The 14378-nt window shown below is 36.3% G+C and carries 9 protein-coding genes, 1 pseudogene and 1 riboswitch; of the genes and pseudogenes, 6 read left to right on the forward strand and 4 right to left on the reverse strand.

Annotated features, from left to right (window positions below; all coding sequences use genetic code 11):
• Positions 1–356: 356 nt before the first annotated feature.
• Both ABY905_RS07295 and ABY905_RS07300 read right to left on the reverse strand, forming a co-directional pair.
• Positions 357–560 carry a hypothetical protein gene (locus tag ABY905_RS07295; RefSeq protein ID WP_372642066.1) on the reverse strand — a complete coding sequence of 68 codons (204 nt, stop codon included), beginning with the start codon at positions 558–560 and terminating at the stop codon, positions 357–359.
• An 18-nt stretch (positions 561–578) separates the two neighbouring features.
• Complete coding sequence (locus tag ABY905_RS07300) at positions 579–2033, reverse strand: TrkH family potassium uptake protein (RefSeq protein ID WP_372642068.1); 1455 nt, start codon at positions 2031–2033, stop codon at positions 579–581.
• A gap of 536 nt (positions 2034–2569) precedes the next feature.
• On the opposite strand from ABY905_RS07300, the gene ABY905_RS07305 reads away from it, so the two are divergent.
• The 3 genes from ABY905_RS07305 (at position 2570) to ABY905_RS07315 (ending at position 7628) form a co-directional block, all read left to right on the forward strand.
• On the forward strand, positions 2570–4408 hold the full coding sequence (locus ABY905_RS07305) for a DNA topoisomerase IV subunit B (RefSeq protein WP_372642070.1): 1839 nt from the start codon (positions 2570–2572) through the stop codon (positions 4406–4408).
• Positions 4409–4492: 84 nt separating this feature from the next.
• Positions 4493–7096: a DNA gyrase/topoisomerase IV subunit A gene (locus ABY905_RS07310; protein WP_372642072.1), complete on the forward strand. Its 2604-nt coding sequence runs from the start codon at positions 4493–4495 to the stop codon at positions 7094–7096.
• 31 nt (positions 7097–7127) lie between these two features.
• On the forward strand, positions 7128–7628 hold the full coding sequence (locus ABY905_RS07315) for a shikimate kinase (protein ID WP_372642074.1): 501 nt from the start codon (positions 7128–7130) through the stop codon (positions 7626–7628).
• 137 nt (positions 7629–7765) lie between these two features.
• Here the strand turns inward: ABY905_RS07315 and ABY905_RS07320 are convergent, their stop codons facing one another.
• Together ABY905_RS07320 and ABY905_RS07325 are read right to left on the reverse strand one after the other, a co-directional pair.
• Positions 7766–11023, reverse strand: coding sequence for a S41 family peptidase (locus tag ABY905_RS07320; protein ID WP_372642076.1), 3258 nt, complete (start codon positions 11021–11023; stop codon positions 7766–7768).
• 278 nt (positions 11024–11301) lie between these two features.
• Positions 11302–11820, reverse strand: coding sequence for a GNAT family N-acetyltransferase (locus ABY905_RS07325; protein WP_372642078.1), 519 nt, complete (start codon positions 11818–11820; stop codon positions 11302–11304).
• A gap of 306 nt (positions 11821–12126) precedes the next feature.
• Positions 12127–12232: riboswitch (SAM riboswitch) on the forward strand.
• Between ABY905_RS07325 and ABY905_RS07330 the strand changes: the two genes are divergently transcribed.
• The 3 genes and pseudogenes from ABY905_RS07330 to ABY905_RS07340 all read left to right on the forward strand — a co-directional run.
• Positions 12195–12461, forward strand: a complete 267-nt coding sequence (locus ABY905_RS07330; RefSeq protein WP_372642080.1) for a hypothetical protein — start codon at positions 12195–12197, stop codon at positions 12459–12461. It overlaps the preceding riboswitch by 38 nt.
• Before the next feature lie 202 nt (positions 12462–12663).
• Complete coding sequence (locus ABY905_RS07335; protein WP_372642082.1) at positions 12664–13980, forward strand: O-acetylhomoserine aminocarboxypropyltransferase/cysteine synthase family protein; 1317 nt, start codon at positions 12664–12666, stop codon at positions 13978–13980.
• A 119-nt stretch (positions 13981–14099) separates the two neighbouring features.
• Positions 14100–14378 (forward strand): annotated as a pseudogene (locus tag ABY905_RS07340) (homoserine O-acetyltransferase); the annotation flags it as partial.

The following is a 14378-nucleotide window of genomic DNA, read 5'->3' on the forward strand; positions in this document are numbered from 1 at the left end:
ATCCCGAAAAATAAGGGAATACTCGCAAACACGAGTTGGGAAGGTTTATGAACTTTCCTAACAGTTGCAATACCTATTGTAGAAATAATAATACCCCCTGCAAAACTAGCCTCTGGTGAAAAACACATATTGTTGCTTTTTAATGATATGTTATAAAAAAAGATCTTCCTATTTGAGATAGCAAGTCAATACAACAGTATGTAAGATGCAACAAATAAATGGATATTTACCTTTAATCCAATAGCTTGATGCCAATAATTACTGTATGACATGGTAAAAGTATGCAGTGAAATTGGCGAAAGAATTTCTAATATCGTATGATTTTAAAGCAGAGGTTTTTTTTTAAAAATATGGGATTACTCCTTCTTGATTTGCTTGATTTTAAAACCATCTAAGAAGTCGATGTATATCATAAGTGGAATATAGGAAGTGACAAAAAGACGAAGGCCCATCCCCAAAAGTCGAGTTCCATTTAAAGTATCAAGATCTGTGATTAAGTTGTAAATAATCTTTGCAAATAGTAATGTGAAGAGACTAATTGGAATCACTTTCTTAATCATATTTCGAGTAGCATGAGTTTATCTATTATTCCCTATCCAAAAACTCGGAGAGAATATAACTAGAAAACTTAAAACTTCAAGGCGTCCAATAATCATAAGGATTGGCAATACGATTTTTGCCACATCAGAAAGGTGAGCAAAGTTAGATGCTGGACCTACTGTTCCTAAGCCAGGACCTATTCCCCCCATAGAAGTAATTGATGCACTGAAAGCGGAAGCAGGATCGAGTCCAGTGGCCAATAAGCACATCCCACCTATAAAGAAAATAAAGAGATAGATGAAAATAAAGGTAACAATGGAATGTACCTTCTTTTCATCAATAGTTTTTTTATTGATTTGAATAGATTTAACTCGGTTCGGGTGTATTTGTTGCAGAAATAATCTGAAAATTACTTTTACAGCGATGACATGTCTGATGACTTTTATGCCACCACCCGTAGAACCGACACAAGCCCCTACAAACATCAATAAGAATATAAGCAGCCATGATACTTGATTCCACTCTAAATAATCGGCAGATGCAAATCCAGTAGCCGTGATTACAGAAATAACCTGAAAAAAGGAATCGCGAAAAGCTTGTTCGAAAGGTAAACCAAGCTCGAAATAAAGCATCAAGCTGATACAGGTTCCCACTATGAAAATAATACCCAGGTAAGTCTTTAATTCTATGTTGTTGATTAGATCTTTAAATCGTCCTTTTATAAGGCCATAATGCAAAGCAAAGTTGATGCCTGATACTAACATGAAAAACATCATGACATATTGAACGAATGGCGTGTAAAAGCCAGCACTGGCATTTTTAGTAGAAAAGCCTCCTGTTGCAATACTTGCAAAGGCATGGCAGATGCTCTCATAAAAATTGACACCTCCCAACATCAAAATAATGGTCATGACCGCGGTAAGGCCAATATAAATTCCCCATAAGCGTTTTGCCATCGATGAGGTCTTGGGTTTAAGTTTACTAGAGTCGATACCCGATGATTCACTGGAGAATAATCGATAGGATGCAATCCGAAGTGAGGGGAAAATTGCCACAGTTAATACAATAATACCCATTCCACCTATCCAATGTGTAAGGCTCCGCCAATATAATACAGCCTTTGGTGCCGCTTCAATATCGGTTAATATTGAGGAGCCAGTTGTTGTAAAGCCAGAAATTGATTCGAAAAGTGCATCGATAAAGCTATTTGTTGTATGGCTTAGCCAAAAGGGTAAGCTCCCTGCAACTCCCATAATTATCCAAGCTAAAGATGCCAAAATGTAGGCCTCTTTAGCTCCAATTTCTTTGCTATAACCTTTAGTTAGCAAAATCAATACTAATCCTGTAATTAATGGGATTGCTATTGATTCTTCAATGGCAAATAAAATACTGTTTTCATGAAAGTAGATGACCCATGGTATGATTGTCATCATGAAAACAGCTATTATGAGGAGTATACGTCCTAGGATGTTCAGGACAAATTTTAAATTCATAAAGCTCTACATTAAGACTGCAAATGTATATAAATATTGAAGAGCTTGTTATTGGAGTTACAAGTAAATGATGTTTTTTTATGCAATGGTTTGCGAATGAAAAAAGGTTTTATGTTTGGTTTAAATTGAGTTATAAACTTGATAAATGCAAAATATTTCAAGGTGCTGTAGGTCTCTTCGCATTATCTCTGGCGTTTTGTATAATCTATTTCTTAACAATGTCTGTTTCATAGTGATAAGTCTGTAGATCCCTGTTCAAGATGTGTATAGCACTTTATAAAGTTTCCAATTAATAGGCTGTTGATAAACAACTTTCGGAAAAGTCATACTTTTAGTTATATTTGTGGGTGGCTGATTTTTCTGGATTATTCTGGACTCAGAAATCTCGTGAAGAGATAATAATTCAAATAAAATTGGTCAATTTGGGGTGTAGGTTATTAATAAAGCTGATTCTCTTTTTCTAACCTATTCTTCATCGCTAAGGTTCTTGATAAACAAAGACCTTTTATTTGTTAACATTTTGAGCGCTTCAATAAATGACAGCTAAATATTCAGAAGATTCAATTAGAACTCTCGATTGGAAAGAGCATATTCGCAAACGACCTGGTATGTATATCGGAAAGTTGGGCGACGGTTCTTCTCATGACGATGGTATTTATATCCTGATTAAAGAGGTTATCGATAACTCTATCGATGAATTTGCAATGGGGATTGGTAAATCAATTCATGTTGATATTACTGATCGTAGCGTTTGTATTCGAGATTATGGTCGAGGAATTCCTTTGGGTAAGGTTATCGATGTGACTTCGAAAATGAATACGGGTGCCAAATATGATTCTGTAGTTTTTAAAAAATCTGTAGGTCTGAATGGTGTTGGTATAAAAGCTGTCAATGCACTTTCCGATGAATTTATTGTAGAATCCTTCCGTGAAGGAGAGGTGAAAAAAGCCATTTTTTCAAGAGGAGAATTAGTTAGCGAAGAGGAGATTCAGGAGAGTGAAGAAAAGAATGGCGTTAGGATTACTTTTCATCCCGATCCAGAAATGTTTTCTAATTACCGTTTCATAAGCGAGTATATCGAAACCATGCTTAAGAACTACGTTTATTTGAACGCAGGTCTTTCAATATATTTTAATGGTAAGAAATTCCTCTCTAAAAATGGACTTCTTGACTTGTTGCATGAGAATATGAATAGCAAAAGCCTTTACGAGGTTATTCACCTTAAAGGTGAAGATATCGAACTGGCTATGACGCATGGACATCAATATGGTGAAGAATATTATTCATTTGTTAACGGACAACATACGACGCAAGGTGGTACACATCTAGCAGCATTTCGTGAAGCAGTTGTAAAAGCTATTCGTGATTTTTATAAAAAGGATTTTGATATCTCTGATATCAGAACGTCAATAATTGCAGCAATTAGTATCAAGGTGCAAGAGCCAGTTTTCGAGTCACAGACTAAGACCAAGTTGGGATCTAAAGATATTGGTCCAGAAGGTCCATCTGTTCGAAATTTCATAATGGATTTTGTGACGTCTAATTTAGATAACTATTTACATAAGAACCCTGAAGTTTCTGATGCGATTTATAGAAAAATTCTTGAGTCGGAGAAGGAGCGTAAGGCCATATCAGGCATTAAGAAAATTGCTAAAGAGCGCGCTAAAAAAGCGAACTTACACAATAAAAAATTACGTGATTGTCGCGTTCATTTTAATTCGACTCACGAAAATAAATCAGAAACTAGTATTTTTATTACCGAGGGAGATTCGGCAAGTGGATCGATCACAAAATCGAGATCGGTAAATACGCAGGCCGTTTTTAGTTTGAAGGGGAAACCTTTAAATACTTATGGTCTGACTAAGAAAATTGTTTACGAAAACGAGGAATTCAACCTTCTGCAAGCAGCCTTGAATATTGAAGATGGGCTAGAAGGTTTACGTTATAATAATGTGATTATCGCGACGGATGCCGATGTTGATGGTATGCACATTCGATTGTTGTTGATTACTTTCTTCCTTCAGTTTTTCCCTGATATCGTGAGAAGTGGTCATTTATATATTTTACAGACACCTTTGTTTAGAGTTCGAAATAAGAAGACAACAAAATATTGTTACACTGAGGAAGAAAGAGAAAGAGCAATGAAACGTTTGGGAGCTAATCCAGAGATTACTCGATTTAAGGGTTTGGGTGAGATCTCTCCAGATGAGTTCAAATATTTTATTGGAAAGGATATTCGTTTAGATCCTGTTTTGATGAAGAAAGAGGATTCAGTTTCTGATATGCTTTCCTTTTATATGGGAAAGAATACCCCCAACAGACAAGAATTTATTATTGAGAATTTGCATGTTGAGCGTGACGATATCAACGGATAAAACTAAGTACAGCTTTATCAATTAATAAGATAATTAATACAATAAACTAGTTTTTCAGGCTAGCAGAAATAAAACTAAATATCAATGAGTATCGACGAGACTAATGGTTTGGAAACTCCTGAAGAAAATGATGGACACAATGAAGAGAAGGCTTCTGAAGCCTTACGAAAAGTGACCTATCTGTCGGGGATGTATGAAAATTGGTTTTTAGATTATGCTTCATACGTAATTCTTGAGCGTGCCGTACCCTATGTGAACGATGGGCTAAAGCCTGTACAACGTAGGATTCTGCATTCCATGAAAAAGCTTGATGATGGTAGGTACAATAAGGTAGCTAATATCATCGGGAACACCATGCAGTTTCATCCACACGGTGATGCATCTATTGGTGATGCTTTGGTTCAATTGGGACAGAAAGATTTGTTGATTGATATGCAAGGAAACTGGGGGAATATTCTTACCGGAGATTCTGCTGCTGCTCCTCGTTACATTGAAGCTCGTTTATCGAAGTTTGCTTTGGAGGTTCTTTTTAATGCTAAAACAACTAATTGGAAACAATCCTACGATGGAAGAAATAAGGAACCGATAACTTTACCTGTTAAGTTCCCTTTGCTTTTGGCACAGGGTGTCGAAGGTATTGCAGTAGGTTTGGCATCAAAAATATTACCACATAACTTTAATGAACTGATAGCGGCTTGTATTGCTTACTTGAAAGAAGAAGAGTTTGAGATTTATCCTGACTTCCCAACTGCAGGTATGGTTGATGTGAGTAGATACAACGATGGATTGCGTGGTGGAGCTGTGAAGGTGAGAGCACGTATTGAGAAAGTTGATAATAAAACCCTTAAAATAGTTGAAATCCCATTTGGGAAAACAACATCGACTTTAATCGAGTCGATTATTAAAGCGAATGATAAAGGGAAGATTAAGATTAAGAAAATTGATGATAATACAGCTGCTGATGTAGAAATTTTGATTCATTTGGCTCCCGGTATTTCTTCAGATAAAACCATAGATGCTCTATATGCTTTTACCGATTGTGAGTATTCTATTTCGCCCAATGCCTGTGTTGTTGAAGATGATGTGCCAAAATTTATTGGCGTTCAAGAGATTCTAAAACGCTCAGCTGATAAAACCGTTGATCTTTTAAAATTAGAACTTGAAATTCGCAAAGCTGAGCTTGAAGAAGCCTGGCATTATGCATCACTGGAGCGTATTTTTATTGAGAACAGAATCTATAGAGATATTGAAGAGTGTGAGACTTGGGAATCAGTAATCGAAACCATTGACATTGGATTAAAGCCGCATACCAAGCATTTGATGCGTGCGGTAACTGAAGAGGACATTGTTCGATTGACTGAAATTAAAATCAAGCGTATTTCTAAGTTTGATATTAATAAGGCAACAGATTTCATCCAGTCTATTGAAGATGAGATTGAGGAAATCAAAGTTCATATTGCCAATATTATTCCTTTTACGATTCGATATTTCCAATCAATTAGGAAGAAGTATGGAAAAGGAAAAGGGCGTAAGACAGAAATTAGAAGTTTCGATAGCATTGTTGCCAGTAAAGTTGTAGTTGCTAACGAAAAACTTTACGTGAATTACGCTGAAGGATTCATAGGAACCAGCTTGAAGAAAGACGAATACTTATGCGATTGCTCCGATATTGATGATGTGATTATCTTCCGTAAGGATGGTTCATATTTCATTACTAAGGTTACTGATAAATTATTTATTGGGCAAAATATAGTGCATATATCCATATTCCGTAAAAACGATAAGCGAACCATTTATAATGTGGTTTATCGAGATGGAAAAGCTGGTGTTACCTATGCAAAACGTTTTAATGTTACAGGCTTAACCCGCGATAAGGAATATAATTTAACTAAGGAAACTCTTGGCTCTCGAATTACATATTTCAGTTCTAATCCCAATGGTGAAGCTGAAATTATTCGTGTACTCTTGAAACCTCAAGGCAGAATCAAAAAATTGAATTTTGAATATAATTTTGCTGACCTTTTAATTAAGGGACGTGCATCAATGGGGAATATTTTAAGCCGTACACCTGTTCAGAAAATCACTTTGAAGCAAGAAGGGATATCAACCTTAGGAGGAAGAAAAATTTGGTTTGATCCGGATGTATTACGCCTGAATACTGAAAAGCGTGGTGACTTTATAGGTGAGTTTATAGGAGAAGATCAGATATTGGTTGTTCTTAGAGATAATACTTTCTATTTAAGTAGTTTCGATTTAAGTAATCACTACTCCGACCAGATAAGCATAATTGAGAAATTCGATATGAATAAGGTTTGGACTGCTGTTTTCTTCGATGCAGATCAAGGGTATTATTACGTGAAGCGTTTCACGATGGATGGTAACTCGAAAACACAAAGCTTTGTTGGAGATAATAAGGCGAGTAAACTTGTTTGCCTATCTGATGAAACCTATCCACAATTTCAAATTAAATATGGAGGTTCTCAGGCTGATAGACCACTTGACATAATAGATGCAGAAGAGTTTATTACGGTGAAATCATTCAAGGCCAGAGGCAAGCGTTTAACCACTTATGATGTGGCTAAAATTAAAGAAATTGAGCCGCTGGTTCGTGAAGATATAATTATAGAAACTGAGCTGGTGGATGATACTAATGTGCCAGATGATTCTGTAGTAAATATGGAAGCCTAAATTACTTCGTGGATTAAACCAAACGTCAATTATGCACATTTTTCTAATCGGTTATATGGGCTGTGGGAAATCCTACTGGGGTCGACTCTTGGCAGATTCATTGAACTACGATTTTATCGATTTAGATGAATTGATTGAGCAGAGAGAAGGGCTTAGTATTCCTGAGATCTTTGAAGCGTTTGGAGAGGCTTCTTTTCGTGATCGTGAGCAAGTAGCTCTTGAATCAGTTAGGAACTTGCAACGCTCAGCTGTAATTTCAACAGGAGGAGGTGCTCCTTGTTTTCACGATAATATGTCGAGAATGAATGTTATGGGGAAGACTCTCTTTCTGGAAGCATGTCCTCGTATTTTAAAGCAAAATATTTTAAAGTCAGATGATGTTCGACCAATTGTAAAGGCCATTCCTGAAAGCGAACTCGAAACCTATATAGCTAATCATCTCATCGAGAGATTACCTTTTTATAAACAGGCACAGATATGTGTTAGTGTGGATGGTTTAAAGCTTGAAGACTTAAGACTGTTGTTTAAATAAAATTGAAACTTTAATATATGAAAATGGCTAGTCTTTTTAGACTAGCCATTCTTTTTATTAACCGTTTTTTGTTTTATAATCAACCATGTTTCTCTTCTTCAAGAGAAAACATGGTTAACTAAACAAACTAATACTTACTAAAGATTCTGTAGTAGGTGCTCAACCGCTTTTTGTAGTTGTTGATCCTTACCTTCAGTTACCATTTCAAAATTATTTTCTACTCTAATATCAGGTTCAATCTGCTGGTTCTCGATATAGTCACCCTTCATATCTTTGATACCCACTTGTGGCATCCCGAAATACAGGCTCTTATCTTGAAGAGTTTCCCACCAAACAGCTGTCATTGTGCCAGGAACAGGCATTCCAATTAGTTTACCAATTTTTAAATATTGGTAAGCATATGGGAAAGCACAGGCATCAGAATAGTTTCCTTCATTAATCAATACAGCAGATGGTTTTTTCCATTTCGACATAGGATCTGATCCCATTAACTGATCGCGAGGGCTAAACTTCGCATACTCTTTACCGCTTAATAGAGTTATAAGATCATCGTGTAACCAACCTCCTCCATTGAATCGAGTATCAACAATAATCGCATCTCGAGTACCGTATTTCCCTAGCATCTCAGAATAAACTTTACGGAAACTAGCCGAGTTCATTCCCTTTACATGAACGTATCCAATACGTCCGTTTGATAGTTTATCGCACTCTTTTTGGCAATTCTTAACCCAACGTTCATATAAAAGATCGCCTGTGTATGAGATTGGCTTAATAATTTCTTCCCAACGTTTTTTGCTTGTTGGATTGTATAAACTCAATAATACCTGCTTGTCTGCTTTGTGATTCAGAAGTGGGTAGTAACTCTTGTCTTTATTTAAGCTTATACCATCTATCTTCTCAATGATAACGCCAGCTTTAATTTTAGATTCAGCTTTATGTAGTGGCCCTTTTTCAAGAACCTCAGAAATTTTAAGACCATCACCATTATAGCTCCAATCGAAGAAAGCACCAAGATTCGCAGTCTTATCACCGTTAGGTGAGCTTGGACGGTAACCTGAACCTGTATGAGATGCATTCAATTCACCCAATAATTCACTTAGCATTTCTGCGTAGTCGTAGTTATTGGTAATATGTGGTAAAAATTGCTTGTACTCTTTTTTATAAAAATCCCAATCGACACCATGTAGTTTTGGATCATAGAATTTCTTCTTCATCTGACGCCATACGTGTTCAAACATATATTCACGTTCAGCTGCTTTGTCAAGATACATTTCAGCATTATAGCTGATGTTTTTACGCTTATTGCTTGCAACATCAACTTTAATAATGCTTTTCCCCGACATTAAGAAAAGATTCTTAGCATCCTTGTCGAATTGCATAGCACCTCCACCACCTTTAAGATCAAGAATTTTTTTAGTTTCATTCTCAACCAAATCGTTAACCCAAAGGTCGTATCCATCTTCGAACTTGCTTAGGTAAAATAATTTCTTTCCATCAGGGGTAAGAATGGCATCTGAAAGTCTGGAAGGATTAATTGTAAGGCAAACTTGACGATCTTCTAAACCAGAGAATTCGATTTTTAAAGGTTCGTCTTTCTTCTCATCTTTTTTATCAGATTTCTTTTTCTTATCTTTTTTTCCCTCGTCGTCTTTTTTCTCAGCTTCCTCTTTCTTCTTTTTAGATTCTTTCTCAACTTTTTCTTTTATCTCACGTTCTTCTTTCGATAGTTTGAAATCGTCGAAGGCTTCTTGAGTAAAGAATTGAGCGTATACATCACTTTGAGAGCCCCAACTACCATGACTTCTAAAGCCACGCTTGTCAGTGAACCAAATCATTGCTTTACCTTTCAGTGACCATCTTGCTGCGTTGTCGGAATAACCACTTTCTGTAATATTCCTGATCGTTTTATTGCCTTGAGCATCTATTAAAGCAACATCAGACATGAATAGAGTATGAGGGTAAAAGTTTACTAAAAACCATTTGCCATCAGGAGACCAGTCGTAATGCTGATCGCCATCGCTGTATGAATAGTTCCATTTTCCTTCAAGGATCGTGCGAACCTTTTTACTTTCTAGATTAATAACCTTAAGTATAACACGCTCTTCAAGGAAAGCAACTTCTTTTCCATCGGGAGAGAATTTAGCCTGGAAGGTTTCAGGGCTCGACTCTAAAACGACGTCCTCCTTTAAAAGTGTTGAGTTTGCAAAATTTGTCTCAACTTCGCGAACAACTTTAGTTTGGTAAAGGTTCCAGCTCCCATTTCTTTCTGAAGCATATAACAAGGCTTTCCCATCAGGGCTGAAACTTACACCACGCTCTTGTTCTGGCGTATTGGTAATTCTTTTAGTCGTTCCGTATTCAACAGAAGTAACAAAGACTTCGCCACGAATAATAAATGCAACTTCTTTTCCATCAGGAGAAACAGACATTTCACCAGCTCCACCTCTCATTTGCTTATAAACAATAGGGTTTTCTTTAATGTCAGCGTTGATGCTAATTTCTACCTTATTTGATTTTCCATTTGCAGCTTGAGTGTAGATATCACCATTATAAGAATAAGCTAAAGTGTTATTATTCGCAATCGTAATAAAACGAACAGGGTGTTTATCAAAATTTGTTACCTGTGTTAATGCTGAGGCATTATTTACAGGAGCTTTCCAAATATTCATACTTCCTGCTTTCTCAGAAAGGTAATAGACGTCTTTATTGTCTGAGCTGAATATTGGATTTAAATCTTCACCCTTGAATGAAGAGAATTTCTTATGTTTTTTGTTGCTTACATCGTAAATCCAAATGTCACGAGTTACAGCCGAAGTGTGATGTTTTCTCCACTGATTTTCGTAACCTTTTTGATCTTGATAAAGCAATAGTTTTTTATCTGAGCTGTAACTAGCAAATAATGCAGGAGAAGTCAATATTTGATTTTCTCGTCCACCATCTACAGAGATGCTATATAGTTCAGGCACACCTCCCGAGGGAAACATGGCATTTTTAGGCGTATCACTAATAAGTCCTGAGAATAAGATGAATTTGCCATCAGGAGTAAAGCTACTTGGTTTTTCATTACCAGAATGATATGTAATTCTGTTGGGACTTCCTCCTTCAATAGGAATAGTGAAGATATCAAAGTTTCCAAAACGATCAGATGCAAATGCAATAGCCTTACCGTCTGGAGACCAAACTGGTTGCGTATCGTATGCCGAATTAGATGTAATGGCAGTTGCCATACCTCCGTTTGCGTCTACTTTGAAGATATCTCCTTGGTATTGGAAAACGATAGTTGTACCATCTGGTGAAATTGCAGGATAACGAAGCCAGGTTGGAGATTCAGCTCCTAAAAGACTTTTTGCCAGTGCAACTAAGAAAGTTGTAATGAAAAATAACTTTTTTATCATGTCTCAGTTTGTTAGTTTGAATATAGAGTCAAAATCAATTTATCAAAAGAAAAATAGAATGCAGACTCGATTCATTATCACATATTGTGCCAGAAGTTGTATGATGCACGATTACAGGTTGTAATCGTTTTTGTTCTTTGTTTGTTCTTGTTCGTAGACGAACAAGGAGTGTACGATTTCGTACTCTTTGAGAAAGCTTATTTGATGTTGAGCAAATTTCAAAAAGTAAAAATGTATTGTTAGATAACATATTTACTTTAATAAGGAATTATTGTTAGCTATAAATGCTTGAACTCTTTTGGATAAACCACACAACCAGAAACGCCATCAAGGCTTCCTTTTTTTAATTCCATGGCCATGAAGCTGGCATCTGGAACTTCGAAAGGGCATAAGATTTGAAATTGACTTGCAGGTGCGAAATCAAATCGAGGGTAGTAATTTTCGTGACCTAAAACAATAACGGATTCGTAACCTAATTTTGTGGCTTTTTCTAAACCTTTTTTTATCAATTGAGAGCCAATCCCTAAGCCTTGAAATTCAGGAATAACAGCCATTGGAGCTAAGGCCAGTGATTCAAATTCTTTAGTATCATTTTTTATAACAATTTTACTGAATAGAATATGACCAATTATCTCATTTCCCATACAAGCAACCAAGGATAAATCTTTAATGAAGTTTTTAGTCTTGCGTAGTTTTACGATTAAATTCCCCTCAGCTTCTTGTCCAAATGCCATGTCGTTTATCATAGATATAGGCGATATGTCATTTTTGTGTTCAGGGCGGATTTGAATATTCATCGTTTGATATTTAAGGTTTGGAATTGTGATAAATATACGAAAGAAGGAATACAAAAAATATGACTTTGATTATTATATTTCATCAATACGACTTTAAGCTTAGAGTTGAGGGATTCCATTATTTCAAGATTGGAAATTTTGTTTTAAAAATAATGCAGAAGATTAATGCGTTGATCTGTAATGGTATCTAGGCTGAATTGTACCCTTGTTTAGACAGAGATAATAAGATTAAGATTTGGATATTAAAAAAACATCTCTACATTTGCTCACAGTTATAAGAAAAGAAAGCTCTTTTTTGGAGCTTATAATTTATACAGAAGAAGTGAGAGACAGGCTCTGTGACCTTCTGACAACCGCGGTACCAAAACCGAAAGGTGTCAAATCCTGACCAAGTAATTGGTGAATATAAATTAGAAAACTATGAAGACAGAAAATCATTACAGCCATCAGGTAGCTCAACAAGAGCTAAATTTACATTTGCAATTCATAAGCACATCTACTCAGGTGATGCAAATGATGATGCGTATGCTGTAACGCATTCTGTCTATAAAATTTCCCCTTTTTTAGATGCCAGTGCGTATAAAACAACTCCGATAAGGGAACTCAAAATCATTAATTTTTTTGTGATTTATTGTATCTGATTTTTATTCAGAGCAAGGGAATTGTACAATCTATTTCGAAATAGGATAGCCATCCTTTATTTCTTGTACCTCAAAAGGTTATTGTTTTGTGCCTATGTGAGTCCGTATATCTACACTCACCCTATTTTTTCAAATCCATATTAAAAATAATGGAAAGTGATATTTCTTAAGAGGAATACTCTATCCAAAAATTAAGATAGCTATGTCTAAAAAATTAAGATACGAAACGTTACAAGTACACGCAGGCCAGGAAGTTGATTCAGTGACAAACTCAAGAGCGGTACCTTTATATCAAACAACAGCCTATACATTCAACGATTCAAAGCATGCAGCAGACCTTTTTGGTTTGAAAGCATTCGGAAATATTTATACCCGTTTGCAGAACCCAACCAACGATGTTTTTGAGAAACGAATTGCTGCTCTTGAAGGTGGTGTTGCTGCAGTTGCAACTGGTTCAGGACAAGCTGCTCAGTTCTTAGCATTAACTAATATTCTTGAGTGTGGAGATAATTTTGTGAGTGCTGCACAAATCTATGGTGGTACGTACAATCAGTTCAAGGTTCAGTTCAAACGTTTAGGTATTGAGTGTCGCTTTGTTGATATTGATGAGCCTGAGACTATTATTCCATTGATTGATGAGAACACCAAAGCCATTTATGTAGAAGCTTTGCCTAACCCTAAATTCTCAATTCCTGATTTTGAAAAAGTTTCAGCGATTGCCAAAGAGTATGATTTGCCACTGATAGTGGATAATACACTTGGAGCAGCAGGTTATCTCTTCCGCCCGATAGATCATGGAGCAAATGTGGTTGTGCAATCTGCAACCAAATGGATTTGTGGGCATGGAACCGCAGTAGGTGGAGTTATTGTTGATGGTGGAAATTACAATTGGGGTAATGGAAAATTCCCTCAGTTCTCTGAGCCATCAGAAGGCTACCACGGCCTGGTATTCTGGGATACTTTCGGATCTGAAGGGCCATTCGGAAACATTGCTTTTGCCATTCGTGCTCGAGTTGAAGGTTTGAGAGATTATGGCTGTTCGCAAAGTCCATTCAATTCATTCTTGTTGCTGCAAGGATTAGAAACGCTTTCACTTCGTCTTGATCGTCATGTTGAAAATGCATATGCTTTAGCAAAATGGTTAGAGGAACAAGACTGGGTTGAAAAAGTGAATTTCCCGGGTTTACAATCGAGTCCATATTATGAGAGAGCTAAAAAATATTTCACAAAAGGGGCAGGTTCAGTTTTGACTTTCAAAGTAAAAGGAGGAAAAGACGTTGCTGACAAATTGGTAGATGGTGTCGAACTACTTTCTCACGTTGCTAATCTTGGAGATGCTAAAACTTTAATCATTCATCCAAGTTCAACAACTCATGAACAGTTGAGTTTGGAAGAGCAGAAGGATTCGGGAGTTGAACCAGGCTTATTGAGAATTTCGGTTGGTATTGAACACATCGAAGATATTAAAGCGGATATCAAACAATCAGTTGAGAAAGCAATATTAGAAATAGTTGATTAGTAAACACATTTTCACTTAGTCTGAGTTTTCTTAATCTCAGACTAACTGTATTATCTCTTGGCCTACATATTAAGAGATTTGTTAGTTTACATTAGATAAATACAATAAACATAGATAAGGTGAATCCAAAATATTTCAATCATAAAGCTGGTTTAGTCTTGGAGTCTGGACAACTTCTCCAAGATATTACTATTGCCTATCACACTTACGGAGAATATAGACCTGAAAAGAATAATGTGATATGGGTTTGCCATGCGCTGACTGCTAATTCAGATGTGTTCGATTGGTGGGCAGGCTTGTTTGGCGAAAAAGATTTCTTCAATCCCAAGGAGCACTTTATTGTTTGTGCTAATATTTTGGGTTCATGTTATGGTAGCACTGGTCCTTTAAGTATTAAT

Source organism: Ancylomarina sp. (assembly GCF_041555295.1).
In the GTDB taxonomy this organism is placed as follows: Bacteria; Bacteroidota; Bacteroidia; order Bacteroidales; family Marinifilaceae; genus Ancylomarina.